Annotated in this window: 12 protein-coding genes and 1 pseudogene; 7 read left to right on the top strand and 6 right to left on the bottom strand. The window is 73.1% G+C overall.

Going from position 1 to position 14,640, the window contains the following annotated elements; genetic code table 11:
• The first annotated feature begins 21 nt into the window (after positions 1–21).
• A complete protein-coding gene (locus ACTWPW_RS20535; protein ID WP_375114371.1) occupies positions 22–402 on the top strand; it encodes a hypothetical protein in 381 nt (126 codons plus the stop codon).
• A 257-nt stretch (positions 403–659) separates the two neighbouring features.
• Complete coding sequence (locus tag ACTWPW_RS20530; RefSeq protein WP_443169616.1) at positions 660–2,828, top strand: fibronectin type III domain-containing protein; 2,169 nt, start codon at positions 660–662, stop codon at positions 2,826–2,828.
• Between the two features lie 388 nt (positions 2,829–3,216).
• On the opposite strand, the gene ACTWPW_RS20525 is transcribed toward ACTWPW_RS20530, so the two are convergent.
• Positions 3,217–4,431 (bottom strand): hypothetical protein, encoded by a 1,215-nt coding sequence (locus ACTWPW_RS20525; protein ID WP_443169615.1) that lies wholly within the window; start codon positions 4,429–4,431, stop codon positions 3,217–3,219.
• Positions 4,432–4,559: 128 nt separating this feature from the next.
• Positions 4,560–6,029, bottom strand: coding sequence for a BNR repeat-containing protein (locus ACTWPW_RS20520; RefSeq protein WP_443169614.1), 1,470 nt, complete (start codon positions 6,027–6,029; stop codon positions 4,560–4,562).
• A 273-nt stretch (positions 6,030–6,302) separates the two neighbouring features.
• Here ACTWPW_RS20520 and ACTWPW_RS20515 point away from each other — a divergent pair, with 273 nt between their 5' ends.
• The 3 genes from ACTWPW_RS20515 to ACTWPW_RS20505 all read left to right on the top strand — a co-directional run bounded on the left by ACTWPW_RS20515 (position 6,303) and on the right by ACTWPW_RS20505 (position 8,104).
• Complete coding sequence (locus ACTWPW_RS20515; protein WP_375114375.1) at positions 6,303–7,160, top strand: NAD(P)H-binding protein; 858 nt, start codon at positions 6,303–6,305, stop codon at positions 7,158–7,160.
• Positions 7,161–7,168: 8 nt separating this feature from the next.
• Positions 7,169–7,555: a DoxX family protein gene (locus tag ACTWPW_RS20510; RefSeq protein ID WP_443169613.1), complete on the top strand. Its 387-nt coding sequence runs from the start codon at positions 7,169–7,171 to the stop codon at positions 7,553–7,555.
• A gap of 99 nt (positions 7,556–7,654) precedes the next feature.
• The gene (locus ACTWPW_RS20505) at positions 7,655–8,104 is read left to right on the top strand and encodes a PPC domain-containing DNA-binding protein (protein ID WP_375114377.1); all 450 of its coding nucleotides are present in this window, start codon (positions 7,655–7,657) and stop codon (positions 8,102–8,104) included.
• 17 nt (positions 8,105–8,121) lie between these two features.
• Here ACTWPW_RS20505 and ACTWPW_RS20500 read toward each other — a convergent pair whose 3' ends face one another.
• The 3 genes from ACTWPW_RS20500 to ACTWPW_RS20490 form a co-directional block, all read right to left on the bottom strand.
• A complete protein-coding gene (locus tag ACTWPW_RS20500) occupies positions 8,122–8,529 on the bottom strand; it encodes a pyridoxamine 5'-phosphate oxidase family protein (RefSeq protein WP_443169612.1) in 408 nt (135 codons plus the stop codon).
• A 106-nt stretch (positions 8,530–8,635) separates the two neighbouring features.
• Entirely contained in the window at positions 8,636–9,463 is an 828-nt protein-coding gene (locus ACTWPW_RS20495) for a universal stress protein (RefSeq protein ID WP_443169611.1), read from the bottom strand.
• A gap of 101 nt (positions 9,464–9,564) precedes the next feature.
• Entirely contained in the window at positions 9,565–10,092 is a 528-nt protein-coding gene (locus tag ACTWPW_RS20490) for a hypothetical protein (RefSeq protein ID WP_443169610.1), read from the bottom strand.
• Between the two features lie 317 nt (positions 10,093–10,409).
• Between ACTWPW_RS20490 and ACTWPW_RS20485 the strand changes: the two genes are divergently transcribed.
• Together ACTWPW_RS20485 and ACTWPW_RS20480 are read left to right on the top strand one after the other, a co-directional pair.
• Positions 10,410–11,264, top strand: coding sequence for an Acg family FMN-binding oxidoreductase (locus ACTWPW_RS20485; protein WP_443169609.1), 855 nt, complete (start codon positions 10,410–10,412; stop codon positions 11,262–11,264).
• Positions 11,265–11,357: 93 nt separating this feature from the next.
• Complete coding sequence (locus ACTWPW_RS20480; protein ID WP_443169608.1) at positions 11,358–12,014, top strand: helix-turn-helix domain-containing protein; 657 nt, start codon at positions 11,358–11,360, stop codon at positions 12,012–12,014.
• Positions 12,015–12,302: 288 nt separating this feature from the next.
• Here ACTWPW_RS20480 and ACTWPW_RS20475 read toward each other — a convergent pair.
• A pseudogene (locus ACTWPW_RS20475) lies at positions 12,303–14,452 on the bottom strand (cation-translocating P-type ATPase).
• Between the last annotated feature and the right edge of the window lie 188 nt (positions 14,453–14,640).

Here is a 14,640-nt window from a genome sequence, read left to right as displayed (position 1 = left end):
TCACTCCAAAAGGAGACAGGAATGCGCAAGTCGTACAAGATCGCTTCGCTCGCCGCTGCCGGGATGCTGATGTTCCCGGCCGCGCTCACCTCGCCGGCGTCGGCCGAGACGACCGCGTCGGCCGGCTCGGCGAGCATGATGGCGCTGACCCTGACCGGCGGCGGCTGCGAGGCGCTCGCGCGGCGGTTCCTCTGCCAGGTGGCCTTCAGCGGCGCGGTCGCGCCGGTCTCGATCCGCTGGTTCCTCGACGGCAACCGCGTGCCGTCGTTCGACGACCGGACCTTCGTGGGGATCGGCTGCCAGCCCCCCTTCCGGTACGACATCCGATCGGTGATCTCCGACGCCACCGGGGCGTCCGTCGAGTTCCGTACCCTGGCGACCTGCCGGTCCGGCAACCCGTGACGGGTCTGAGCTGAGGTGAGGTGGCGCGCGGCCATGGCCGTGCGCCACCGAAACTTTCGGAGAGGCAGGTCATCCGTGGCCACCCTGCCTCTCATTTCAGCTAATTTCCGAAACTATCGGACTCGTGCATTAGCGCCTTAGCACGTCAATTACCCATAGCCAGGCTGGCGTCCGAAATATTTCGACTTATACGTTGACATGTTTCGGATCGATTCTCACACTGATCGCCAACACCCCACCCGGAAGGGAGAGCCCTGGTGATCATCAGCTTGGCCCGCTCCAAGACCCGTTCGAGGGTCGTCGCGCTGGCGGTGGCGGCGGCGCTCTCGGTGGCCGGCACGGTGACGGTGACCGCCACCGAGGCCGCCGCGGCCGCCGGAGTCGAGAACGAGGGTGCCGACTGCGCGGTGGCCGGCCTGCCCGACGCGGGATCCCTGCCCACCGACTCCAGGCTCCCCGACCCCTTCAGGAAGCTGGACGGTACGCGTATCGCCGCCAAGGCCGACTGGCGGTGCCGACGGGAAGAGATCAAGAGGCTGGCCGAGAAGTTCGTCTACGGCGAGAAACCCGTGAAGCCGTCCAGCGTCACGGGTACGGTCTCGCGAACCGGCATCACCGTGAACGTGAGCCACAACGGCAGGAGCTCCAGCTTCTCGGCGAGCGTGGAGCTGCCGAGCGGCACCGGGCCCTTCCCGGCCGTCGTCGTCCTGGGCGGCTTCGGCGCGGACACGGCCGCCATCAGAGCGGCCGGCGCCGCCGTCATCAGCTACGACCCCTACGCGGTCGGGCGGGAGGGCACCCCGCGCAACAACAAGCAAGGCGCCTTCTACAGCATCTACGGCTCCTCCAGCGGCACCGGGCTCCTGCTGGCCTGGGCCTGGGGGGTGAGCCGGATCATCGACGTTCTCGAGCAGTCGGGCGGCAGCATCCTCAAGGCCGACGCGACCGGCGTCACGGGCTGCTCCCGGTTCGGGAAGGGCGCCTTCGTGACGGGTGCGTTCGATCAGCGCATCGCCCTGACCATGCCGATCGAGTCGGGCAGCGCCGGCGTGCCCATCTTCCGCGGGATCCCCGGGGAAGGCGCCCAGAGCCTGAGCAGCGCGTACGGGGAGCAGCCGTGGCTGGGCGACGCGTTCGGCTCCTTCACCGGCAGTCCGGCCAGGCTGCCGGTGGACACGCACGAGATCGTGGCCATGGTGGCGCCGCGCGGGCTGTTCATCATGGACAACCCGCACATCGCCAACCTGGGCCCCCGATCGGCGAGCGTGGCGGCCCTGGGCGGAGCGGAGGTCTACAAGGCGCTCGGCGCGGGCGAGAACATCACGTACTGGTCCGACGTCCAGGACGGCAGCCACTGCGCCAGCAGGGCCGAATGGCGGACCCCGCTGCAGCAGAACATCCAGAAGCACCTCCTGAAGACCGGCAGCGCGCCCGGCGCGATGAGGATCTCGTCCAGGGCGAGCGGCAACCTGGCCGAGTGGCGCAACTGGACGACCCCGGCCCTCGGCGACTCCGGCGACACCACCACGCCGAGCACCCCGGGCACCCCCGCCGCGTCCGGCGTCACCGCCACCAGTGCCACGCTGACCTGGGCGGCCTCCACCGACCAGGGCGGTTCCGGGCTGGCCGGTTACAACGTCTACCGCGAGCAGGGCGCCACCGACCCGCAACTCGGCCAGTCCACCACCAGCTCGATCACCCTCACCGGGCTGACCGCGAACACCCGGTATCAGGTGTACGTACGGGCGCGTGACGGCGCGGGCAACCTGTCCGGCGACTCCCAGCCCGTCACGTTCACCACGACCACCACCGGCGGCGACACCTCGCCGCCGACCGCCCCGGCCGGCCTGGCGGCCTCCGGCACCACGTCCACGGGCACGAGCCTGAGCTGGACGGCCTCGACGGACGACAACGGCGTCACCGGCTACGACATCCTGCGCGCCGCGGGCGCGGGCGCGTTCAGCCAGGTCGGCACCTCGGCCACGACCACGTACGCGGACACGGGCCTGACCCCGAGCACCGCCTACCGCTACCAGGTCAGGGCCCGGGACGCGGCGGGCAACCTCTCCCCCGTCTCGAACACCGCCGAGGTCACCACCCAGCCCGGCTCGTCCACCGGAGGCTGCACGGCCGTCCCGACCGTACAGACCCAGTGGGCCACCGGGTACGTCATCCAGCCGCTGACCGTCACCAACACCGGCACCTCGGCGATCACCGGATGGACCGTCACCTTCACGCTGCCGGCCGGGCACACGCTGACCGGCTCGTGGAACGGCACCACCACGGTCACCGGGCAGACCGTGACCATCACGAACACCGGGCACAACGGCACCCTCGCGCCCGGGGCGGCCACCACCAGCGTCGGCTTCCAGGCGACCCGCCCGAACGGCAGCACCGCACTGCCGTCCGGATACACCTGCGCCTGACGGCCGGCACTCCCCCGACGGCGACCCCGGCCCATCCCTCCGAGCCGGGGCCGCCGTCGGGCTCTGTTTTCCGGCGTCTCGTTGGCTGCCGTACCGGGGTGCGGGCAGGATCCGGCGCGGGCAGGATCCGGCGCGGGCAAGATCCGGTGCGGGCAGGATCCAGCGCGGACGGGATCCGGCGCGGGCAGGATCCGGCGCGGGCAAGATCCGGTGCGGGCAGGATCCAGCGCGGACGGGATCCGGCGCGGGCAGGATCCGGCGCGGGCAGGATCCGGCGCGGACGGGATCCGGCGCGGACGGGATCCGCTGCGGACCGGATCCGGCGCGGACGGCATCCGGTGCGGGCGGCCGGCCCACCGATCGATCGCACGCCGGGCGGGTGGCGCGGTCAGCTGGTGATGGTGAGGTCGCGCAGCAGGAAATAGCTGACGGCGTCGGCCTGCATGTAGAGGTGGAACTTGTCGGCCTTGGACCGGGCCGTCTTGTCCGCGGTGACGATCGTGACGACCACGTACTTCTTCGACACGTTGGTGCGGATCTTCCCGTACGAGAAGTTGGCGAGGGCCATGTCCCTGCGGATGTTCACCGAGTCCGCGGGGACCTTGGCCAGGCGCGTGGCGGCGGTCCTGGCGGCCTTGTCCGTCGGGAACGCCATCATCACCTGCACCGCCTTGAGGTGCCCCCGGTAGGCGGAGTAGGCGACCTGGACGGCGCGCTCGCACTTGTTCTTGGCCAGCACGCCCTGGGCGTCCACCGGGTCGCAGGTGTCGTAGGTCCAGCCGGCGACCTTGTTGGCGTCGAACTTGACGCCACTCAGGGCGAACTTCCAGTCGTCGAACTCGGTGTGCGCGATGGGCGATCCCGGCTGGGCCCGTGACGAGGTGGGCGGGCTGCCGGTGGGCTCGGTGCCCGGCTCGGCCGGATCGCCGGTCGGGTCACCCGGATCGGCGGTCGGATCACCTGGATCGGCGGTCGAGTCGCCTGGATCGGCGGTCGGGTCGGCCGCCGGGGAGTCGGACTGCCAGGGGGCCGTGGTGGGTAACGAGGTCGCGCCGCTGGGCAGGGCGGTGACGCGCTCGGGGGCGGAGGACTTGACGTAGGTCACCGCGCCGATCGTGCCGCCGCCGAGCAGGAGGACCCCCAGGCCGACGGACAACGCGATGATCAGGGCGCTGTTGCGTCTGCGGGGCCGGCCGTAGTCGTAGAGGTCCTGGGGGAGACCGTAGGGATCCTGGGGTTGACCGTAGGGATCCTGGGGGATGCCGTTGCGGTCAGTGGGGAAGCCGTAGGGGTCCTGCGGGAGGCCGTGGCGGTCGGTGGGTAGGCCGTAGGGGTCGCCCTTGCCGTACTGGGTCGGCCAGTCCAGGGGGTTGGGGGGTGGTGGCGGGCCTCCCTGCCGCGGTTGTGGGCCGGGTCCCGGGCGGCCGGGGTTCTGGGGGCGGCCGGTGCCCGGCGGTCCGTAGCCGGGTGGCGGGCCCGCCTGGCCGGACGACGGCCGGCCGTATCCGGACCGGCCGTGCTCCTGGGACGGTTCCTGGGACGGTTCCTGCGCCTGCGGGCCCCACGGGTCCTGCGGGTGGTGGGGCTGTGGAGGGTATGCCATTGCCCCATTGTGGGATGGCTTATCGCGGTTACCCCGGATACCCCGTCAGCTGGCATAAGAGTGAACCGGGGGGTCGTGGTGGTACGTACTAGACAGGGTCTTCGATCCTGCCTGGTGGGGGCGTCGGGCTATGGGCCCAGGCGGAGGTCGAGGACGCGCAGGGGCGAGGGGGTCGGGGCGGTGGAGGTCTGTTGGTACATGATCGAGAGGATGCGTTCGGTGGTCGCGCGCGGGTAGTCGATGGTGACCTCGCCGAAGGCGTTCAGGCCGGCCGCGTCGAAGAGCAGGCTCCAGTCCGTCCAGCCGGAGGCGGCGCTCGCCGCCGCCACCCGGCCGAACGGCAGCACCACGTACGCGTTGTCGGCGGTGTCGAAGACCAGGCGGGAGCGGCCCGTGGAGTTCGGGGGCACCGGGAGCTCGCGCTTGTGCCAGGCGCCGGCGGAGTCCCGCCGGACATGGAAGACCCGGCCGTACGTGCGGCGTTGGGCGGCGTACGACGAGACGCACTGGGTGAAGCGGCCCGGTACGTAACTGATGATCACGTGCGGGCGGCCGGTGGAGTCGACGGCCTGGCTCTCCTGGTTCATCAGGCCGTGGTCGACGGTGAGCGGGTCGGCGATCAGGCCCGGTGAGGTGATCGACACGAGGGTCCCGCCGGTCGTGCCCACCTGGGTGCCCGCGCCGTTGCGCCAGGTGCGGCCCTGGTCGTCGCTGTAGACGTAACACGTGTCGTGGTTGGCCAGCCCGCCCGCGTTGCACAGGACGGCGGTGTTGCCCTCGCGCCAGGTGAAGGCCACGTGCAGGCGGTTGCCGTGGTAGGTCAGGCCGTGCACGTACATGTTGCGGGTCGTGCTGGTGGCGCCGTTGTGGGTGTGGGAGCCGGTGGCCGACGACCACTTGCCCAGTTTCGTCCAGCCACTCGGCGTGTACTCGGCCAGCTCGTTCGTGCCGTTGCCGGAGCCGCCCGTACGGTAGAACAGCTGCAGCCGGCCCGATGGCGCCACGACGAACTGCGGATACGTGATGGCGCCCAGGGAGACTCCGTCGAGGCTGCGTTGCACCGGGCCGAAGCGGGCGGCCGACCAGGTGCCGCCCGCCGCGAGATCCGCGTCCGACTTCGTGTAGTAGATCGTGCTGTTGTGGGTGTCCATGGCCACGTGCAGCCGGCCGTCGGCAGGTGAGATGCCCAGGCAGATGACGTTGTGCGAGTCGTTCACGCTGAGCCGGTGCGGCAGCGTGATCGCCTGCCATGCCCCGCCCGGGAGGGTGCGGCGCGCGATCCGGACGTCGCGGGTGGCGGTGTACCAGGCGGCGTACTGGTGCCCGGCGTGCGTCATGATGCCGTTGAGCTGGAACGACTCGACGTTGACCAGTCCGTCGTAGGAGACGAAATACAGGGCTGCCTGGTCGAGCACGGTGTCGCCCAGCCGGGTCAGCGTGGGCCCGGCCGCGGCGACCGGGGCGGCCGGGATGGCCGGGGTGGCCTGCGTGGCCTGCGTGGCCTGGGTGGTCTCCGGGGTCGTCGGGACGAGGGCTGCTGCCGCGGCTCCGCCGCTCGCCGTCAGCAGGCGCCTCCTGCTCAGCTCGGAATCGGCCATTCCCGCCTCCGCGTGGTTTTGCGTGACTTGGTGGGTCTTTCCCGGCTCACGGTCATTCGCCTCACTCTGTTCCCAGTGCGGGTGATCCGGGCGAGGGCTCGGCGGCGCCCTGTTCCGGACCGTTCCGGCTGCCAGCAGGGCAGAGACGGATTCTCGGCCGGTCAGCGGGCCGGGGTTAGTCGTGAAAGTTTCAGCGGGTGATGTCACACTCCGGCCGCCGGGGGCCTCTCAGGTTCCGTCCGAACAAAAGCTCACTGAAGCAAGGTGAACACGATGATTCTGATCACCGGAGCCACCGGCGCCGTCGGGCGCCTGATCGTGGAACGGCTCGTCGGCCAGGGCGCGAAGGTGCGTGCCGTCAGCCGTACGCCCGGAGCCGCCGGCCTCCCGGCGGGCGTGGAGGTCGTCGAGGGTGACCCGGCACGGCCCGAGAGCCTCGCCGGCCATCTCGACGGCGTCCGGGCCGTCTTCCTGCACCCGCGTACCTTCGGCGAGTCGGCGGACGCCCTGCTCGCCCTGGCCCGGGAGCGGGGCGCGGAGCGGGTGGTCGCCCTGTCGGCGATGAACATCGACGACCCGTACGAGCTGCAGCCCTCCCGTCAGCGGGGCGACCGGAACAAGGAGGCCGAGGAGGCGGCCGTGGCCAGCGGCCTGTCCTGGACGAGCCTGCGGGCCAGCTCCTTCTGCGGCAACCTGCTCCAGGCGTGGGGCCCCCAGATCCGGACCGGCGACGTGGTCCGGTACGTCTACGCGGGGTTCCAGGAGGCGCTGCTCGACGAGCGGGACCTGGCCGAGGTCGCGGCCCGCGCGCTGCTCACCGACGAGCAGGCGGGCCGCAGGCTGGAGGTCACCGGGCCGCACTCGCTCACGCACCGGGAGGCGGTGACCGTCCTCGGCGAGGTCCTCGGCCGGCCGTTGCGCTTCGAGGAGGTCTCGCCGGACCACCTCATCGCGCACCTGACCGGGATCGGGCTGCCCGAGCCGTTCGTACGGGCCCTGATGGCCAGGTACACCGCCTACGCCGAGCGGCCGCAGCACCTCGCGACGGGCGACGTGGAGAAGGTCCTCGGCCGCCCCGCGCGTACCTTCGCCGACTGGGCGGCCGACCACGCCCGCGCGTTCCAGGACTGATCACGTCCATGTCAGCCGCCTACGTCGTCACCGCCCTGGTGACCATCGCCGCGAACACGTTCTCGGGGTTCGCGGCCATGACCCGGCTCGAGCCCATCATGCGGGTGCTCGGGCCCGCGCTCGCCAACGCCGGCGTGCCCGAACGCTGGCTGGTGTGGCCGATCGGCGCCCTCAAGGCGCTCGGCGCGCTGGGCCTGACCCTTGGCCTGCTCGGCGTGCCGGTCATCGGCACGGCGGCCGCCGCGGGCCTCGTGCTCTACTTCACCTGCGCCCTCTACACCCACGCGCGCGTCAGCGACTACTCGCCGACGTTCGGGCTGGCGAACGTGTTCCTCGGTCTGGCGGTGGCCACGCTGGCGCTCGACCCGGCCCTGTCGCTGGACCTGACCCGGTGAGCGCGTCCGGCCGCGAGCGCCACGTGCGGCCGGCGGCCGGGTTCGGGTCGGGCGGCCGGCGGCCGGGTTCGGGTCGGGCCGTCGGGGCAGGGGGGCGGCATGCGTGCGAAGCAGCTTGCGTTCGATGTGGAACAGACGTACGTGGTCGTGTTCGACCAGGGCGAGCAGGTGGTGGACGGCCTCACCGAGTGGGCGGCGCGAACCGGCATCCGGTCCGCCCGCCTGACCGGCATCGGCGGGTTCCGCAGGGTCACGCTGGGCTTCTTCGACCCGGAGGCCCAGGACTACCGCCGCATCCCGCTCGATCAGCAGACCGAGGTGCTCGCCCTGATCGGCGATTTCGCGATGGCCGAGAACGGTCAGGCCCCTCAGCTGCACGCCCACGTGGTGGTCGGGCTGCCGGACGGGGCGGCGCGCGGCGGGCACCTGATCAGCGGCGAGGTGTTCCCCACCCTGGAGGTGATCGTCACCCAGTCGCCCCGGTACCTGCGCCGCCGCCACGACCCCCGCACCGGCCTGGCCCTCATAGACCTGGACGCGGGCGCCTGACCGTCGCCGGCCGGCTCTCAGATCGGGACCAGCTCGAAACCGGTCACGATCTCCGGGCGGATGTCGATCACCTGTTCCCTCTCACCCGCCACCCACGGGTGCAGGAGCTCCTTGAGGCGGGCCACCTCCTCAGGTGCCTCCACCAGCCGGGCCACGCCGGTGACCACCACGCTCCAGCCCAGGCGCCGGTGGACGTCGAAGTCGTCCACCTCGTAGGCCACCACGGTTTCGCGGGCGGCGATCTCCGAGCTCAGGATGGTGCCGGGGCTGGAGCGGATGACGATCCGCCCGTCGAGGACGAGGTGGTTCACCGGGCGCACGGCCGGGAGCGCGTGGCGGGTGAACACGACCCGTCCGAGGGACACGCCGGCCAGCCTCCGGAGGGACTCCGCCTCGCTGAGTTCCATGAGATCGCGGCCGGTCATGCAGATCCGGCCACCTGTCGTACGTGCGTCGTCGCGACAGCGTGACCCACCGGCGGGACCGGCGGCAGGGCCCCGGGTCCCTTTCTGCCGCGCCGGCCGGCGGGGGTCATCGCGGGCTCCCGACCACGGCCAGCGGGCCCGGCGCGCGGTGGACCAGCTCGTGGCTGATCGAGCCGAGGATCATCCCGGCGAGCGTCCCGTACCCGTGCGAGCCCACCACCAGCAGGTCGGCGCCGCTCGCGGCCTGGCGCAGCACCTCGGCGGGGTGGCCGGGCACGACCTCCTCGACGATCGGGACGTCCGGATGGTCCGCGCGAAGCGCCGCGAGCGTCTCCCGGAGCACGCGCGGCCCGTCGGAGCCCTCCGGGTCGAATCCGCCGGGCCGCGCACGGTCACTGGCGTGCACGGCGTGCAGCCGGGCTCCCCGCAGCCGGGCCTCCGCGAGGGCGAACTCCAGCACCCGCGGCGACGCCGGTGACCCGTCGACTCCCGCGACGATCTCCCCCGAAGGGGGCGAGGGCGGCCGGCGTACCACGACGACGTCGCACGGGGCGTGCCCGGCCACCCCGTACGCCACCGACCCGACCAGCATCCCGCGCACCCCGCCGACGCCGTGGCCGCCCACGACCAGCAGCTCGGCGTCCGCCGCCGCGTCGATCAGGGCCGTGCGCGGATCGTCGGGCAGGAAGGCGGTCTTCAGGTCGACGTCCGGCCGCTCCCTGCGCGCCCGCTCCTCGGCCGCCGCCAGCACGGTCCGGCCGCCTTCGCGCATCCATCCGGCCACCTCGGCCAGGCGGCCGGTCTCCGTCTCGTACGCCCACCGCGGCATGGCGTGCGCCACCGTCAATGGCACCCCGCGCAGGCCCGCCTCCCGCGCCGCCCAGCCGACGGCGTCCAGCCCGGCCCGCGAGCCGTCCACTCCGACGAGCATCATGTCTCCTCCTCCACCTTCCGCCAGCGCAGCGCTGGTGATCGCCCACGCGAACGACGAGCGCCCACCCCCGTGGCGGGGGGTGGGCGGGGTCGCCGGGCCGGTTACTTGAGCCAGTTGTTGCGGCGGACGACGGGCAGGTTGCCGAGTCCGAGGGTGCCGCCCGCGCCGGTGAGGGCCAGGCCGATGAGGACGATCGCGTAGATGATGTGCTCGTCCATGAAGGGGTTGTTGGCCAGGGGCAGCTCGGCGGCCCACATGAGGGCCAGCATCAGCGTGCCGGCTACGGCGGCGATCCGGGTGCCGATGCCCAGGACCAGCGCCAGGCCGATGCCGAGCAGGCCGGCCATGAACAGCCAGTCCACCCACGCCAGGCCCGCCAGGCCCAAGAAGAAGCCGCCGAGCGCGTTCTCGCCGGTGCCCTTGAGGAAGCCGGTGGTCGGGCTGCCGCCCTCGATCCAGGCGCGGCCGGCCGGCGTCGCGAGCCCCCAGCCGAAGGTCTTGTCCAGGAACGCCCACAGGAAGACCCAGCCGATCGAGATCCGGGCCGCCGCCCAGACGTAGTCGACGGGGGCGTGTGCCGCCTTGGCGACGCGGGCGTCCATCACGGGCCTGCTGACGGTGGTGGCCATGGCGGGCCTTCCTCTCTGTTCTGTCGTGTCTTCCTTGTCGCACCCTCATCACACCGTTTCCGGCCGCCGCTGATCAGTGCCGTACGGCCTGCGGCGGAAGGACCTTGGTCCTCTCCGCCCGCTCCCGCCGGGAAGGGACGTTCGGCGCCGGGGGCGGGGCCGTCCGGCACTCACCACGGGCCGGCCGGTGCGGAAGCGTCGGGCTCAGGAGGTGTGCGATGTCCTCTTCACTCGCTACCGAACTCGGTGTCCGCAGGCTGCTGGTGGCGGCCGGGCAGGCGCCGTCGGTGCTCAACACCCAGCCGTGACGCTTCCGCGTGGTCCGCCGCGAGTTCGTCGAGCTGCTCGCCGACCCGGACCGGCGGTTGCGGGTCCTCGATCCGCGCGGCCGCAACCAGTACGTGAGCTGCGGCGCGGCGCTGTTCAACCTGCGCCTGGCGGTGCGTACGGCCGGGCAGCGGCCGATGGTGTGGCTGCTGCCGTCGCCGGAGGAGGAGCCCGACCTGCTGGCGGCCGTGCGCATGACCGGGACGCTGCGCGTACCGGAGGAGCAGCGGGAGCTGTACGACCTCATCCCGGTGCGCCGCACCAGCCGCCGGCCCTTCGACGACCGCCGCCTGCCCCGCGCGGTGCTGGCCGAGTTGCGGACGGCGGCCTCCCGGGAGGGCGCGGGCCTCGTCCCGCTCGACCGGCACGGCACGATCGACATGCTCGACCACGCCGCCATCGCCGAGGAGGAGCTCGCGCACGACCACGAGTACCGCGCCGAGGTGGCCGCGTGGACGATGCCGGGCGCGCACCACGACGGCATGCCCGGCTACGCCCACGGGCCGCACGCCCTGAAGGACCCGTCCCCGGTCAGGGACTTCGGCCGGCGGGAAGGCGAGGCGCGCTTCGAGGGCAGGCCGCAGCTCGCGGTGCTGACCACCATGGGCGATCGGCCGCTCGACTTGCTGCGCGCCGGGCAGGCCCTGCAGCGGGTGCTGCTGGTCGCCGCCCGGCACGGCCTGTCGGCGTCGTTCCTGAACCAGCCGCTCGACCTGCGGGACATGCGCCACCGCCGGGACCCGCACCACCGGCGCGGGCACCCCCAGATGATCATCAGGTTCGGCTACGGCCCGCACGAGGCACGCAGCCCGCGCCGGCCCGCGGCCGAACTCGAGGCCGGCTGATCCGCGCGAAGATCGGGCCGAAGGACCCTGTCCGGTGTGAGGGTGGCTGGGTAGCGTCCCACGAGTCGGACCATCACCACGGAGGGCACGCTCATGACAGGCAACGGCGACTTCGGGCGTCGCATCACCTTTCACCGCACCAAGCTTGACCTCACGCTGGAGGAGGTCGCCGACCGCGCGGACATGTCGCCCGGGTACGTCCAGTATTTGGAGACCCACCTGGGCACCCCCGACATGGGCACGGTGACCCGGCTGGCCAAGGCGCTGGAGACCACGGTCGAGGACCTGCTGGGCGGGGGGCAGGACCACCCGCCGGGCGCCGGTCCCGGACCGGCCGGCTCCGTCCTGGAGGGGCTGGAGCCGGAGGAGTGCCTGCGCCTGATCGGGCCGGGAGGCATCGGCCGGGTCGCTTTCACGGGCTCGCACGGGCCGACGGTGCTGCCGGTCAACTACCGCCTGCACGACGGCGCCATCGTCTTCCGCACCGCGCACGGCGGCCCCATGGACCGGGATCTGCGGACGGGGCTCGAGGGCGTGGACATCATGATCGGGTTCCAGGTGGACCGGATCGACGAGGCGCGGCACGAGGGCTGGAGCGTCCTCGTCCAGGGCGCCGCCCACCACGTGCCGGAGTCCGAGGCGGCCGGGATGGGCGAGGCCGACGTCACCCCTTGGGCGGGCGGCCGGCGGCACCTGTACATCCGCGTCGTGCCGCACCACATCACCGGCCGCCGCATCCATGCCCTCTGAGCGACCGAGGACCGCCTCGCGACCATGCGCCCGCGCGGCGGCCCACCGGCACCAGACCCGCACGCCCGCACCCCGCAGCTGCTCCACCCTTTACGGGGCCCTCATGTGCGAAAGACACCCGCCGGGCGAGTGAGCGGTTCCGCCCGGCGGGGCTCGCCGACGTGGCGACTGTGACTGCCGGCCGCTGCCGGCGATCCGCTGCCGGGCGGAGCCGCCGCGGGGGATGGGGACCTCTCTCGCACCTCGGCGGGTGTCTGATCTCATCCTCGTGGTACGTCCCGCCCCCGCCTAGGGTCGTTGGTCCCGGCTCGTCCGGGACCTGTGGCGGATTCCCACCCGCCGCACCAGGTCGCACAGCGGCGGGGTGAGCAGGGCCGCGCCCAGCGCCATGCCCCAGCCCAGCGGCGGGACGGGTGCCAGGGCGAGCAGCGCGCCCAGCGGCGGCACGAGCGTGACCAGGGCCTGCAGGGCGGCCGTCCCGAGGACCGCGAGCAGCACGGCCCGGCCGCGCCACCAGCCGTGCTCGAAGGTCCACCGGCGGGCCCTGGCCACGTAGGCGAGGGTGAGCCGGGCGAAGACGAGGGTGAGCACGGCCTGGGTCCTGACCTGGGTGTCGTCCCAGCCGAGGCGGCGGGCGGCCTCGACGGCGGCGACGACCAGCACCCCGACGATGAGCGAGCGGATCGCGATGCGGCCCAGCACCCGCCGGGACAGCAGCCCGTCGCGGCCGGGCCGGGTGGCCAGCGGGTCGCCGGGCGCGCGGTCGACGCCCAGGGCGATGGCGGGGATGCCGTCGAGCACCAGGTTGATCCAGAGCAGTTGGACCGGCAGCAGCGGGATGACCAGGTCGGGCCACAGGAACAGTCCGACGAGCACGAGGAAGATCTCGGCCAGGTTCCCGGCGAGCAGGTAGCCGATCATGGAGACGACGTTGTGGTGCAGGCGGCGGCCCTCGCGCACGCCGGTCACGATGGTGCCGAGCTCGCCGTTGGTGACGACCACGGCGGCGGCCTCGCGGGCGACGTCGGTGCCCTCCTCCCCCGCCATCGCCACGCCCACGTCCGCGTGCCGCAGCGCCGGGGCGTCGTTGACCCCGTCGCCGGTCATCGCGACGACCTCGCCGCCGTCGCGCAGGGCCCGTACGAGGTCCAGCTTGCTCTCCGGGTCGACCCGGGCCAGCACCCCGGCCTCGCGCAGCCGGTCCGCCCGGTCCGCGCCGTCCAGCCCCGCCCCGGTCACCACCGGATCCGGCTCGATACCGACCTCCTCGGCGACGGCGCGGGCGGTGTCGGCGTGGTCGCCGGTCACCATGATCACCCGGATGCCGCCGGCCCGGGAGTCGGCCACCGCCTGCCGGGCCGAGGCGCGGATCTCGTCGCTCAGCGCGACCAGCCCGACCGGCCGCAGCCCGGTCGCGTCCAGGTCGGCGGTGTCGCCCTCGGCCAGCGCCAGCACCCGCAGCCCTCTCCTGGCCAGATCGGGTACGGCGGCGGCCAGCCGGTCGGTCTCCCCGCCTGGCGCGCAGCGGGCGAGCACCACCTCGGGAGCGCCCTTCACGGTCAGCACCGGCCCGTCGGTGACCACCGCCATCGAGCGGGTGTCGGCGTCGAACGGCCTGGCGGCCAGCCTGGTGTCGCCGGGCTCCGGCCGTACGCCGTGGTGGGCGGCGCCGGACAGCAGGGCGACGTCGACCGCGTCGCCGAGCCCGTCGCGGGCGTCGTTGCATCGTACGGCGGCCCGCCACAGATCGGCGCCGGGCACCGTGACCCGGTCGGCCACGGCCAGGCGGCCGGTGGTGAGGGTGCCGGTCTTGTCGGAGGCGATCACGGTCGTCGCGCCCAGCGCCTGGATCGCCGACAGCCGCCGCACGATCACGCCGAGCCGGGCCATCCGCTGCGAGCCGAGCGCCAGGGCGGTGGTGACGGCCGCCGCCATGCTCTCCGGCACCGCCGCGATGGCCAGCGCCACCCCGGCCAGCACCAGGTCGAACGGCGCGATCCCGCCCCTGGTGAAGCCGAGCGCCACCATGACCAGGCCGGCGGCCACGGCCAGCACGCCGATGCGCTTGGAGACGCGCGCCAGCTCCACCTCCAGGGGCCCCTTCACCTGGCCGTGCAGGGCCGAGGCGATGCGGCCCATCTGGGTGCCGGCCCCGGTCGAGGTGGCGACCGCGACCCGGAGCCGCGTACGATCATGGTGCCGGAGAACAGCTCGCCGTCGCGGTCGCCCAGCGACCCCTCCAGCAGCCCGCCGGCCCGCTTGCCCGCCGAGCGCGACTCCCCCGTGAGCATCGACTCGTTGGCCGCGAGCGAGACGGCCTCGACGACCCGCGCGTCGGCCGGCACGCGGTCGCCCGCCGCGACCTCGATGACGTCGCCGGGCACCACCTCGGCCGCCGGGATGCGCCGTACGCTCCCGTCGCGGCGTACCTTGGCCATCGGCGCGGTCATCGTCCGCAGGGCGCGCACGGCCTGCTCGGCCTTGGCCTCCTGGCCGACCCCGATGACCATGTTGACCGCCAGGATGGCCAGGATCGCCGCCCCCTCGGGCACCTCGCCCAGCACCGCGAGCGTGACCACCCCCGCGATCAGCAACAGGATCGACAGCGGGTCGGCGAGCTGGCGCG

Source organism: Nonomuraea sp. KM90 (assembly GCF_052246675.1).
Taxonomy (GTDB): domain Bacteria; phylum Actinomycetota; class Actinomycetes; order Streptosporangiales; family Streptosporangiaceae; genus Nonomuraea.
The sequence above is the reverse complement of the archived record's forward strand: the minus strand, read 5'-3'. Positions and strand labels throughout refer to the sequence as shown.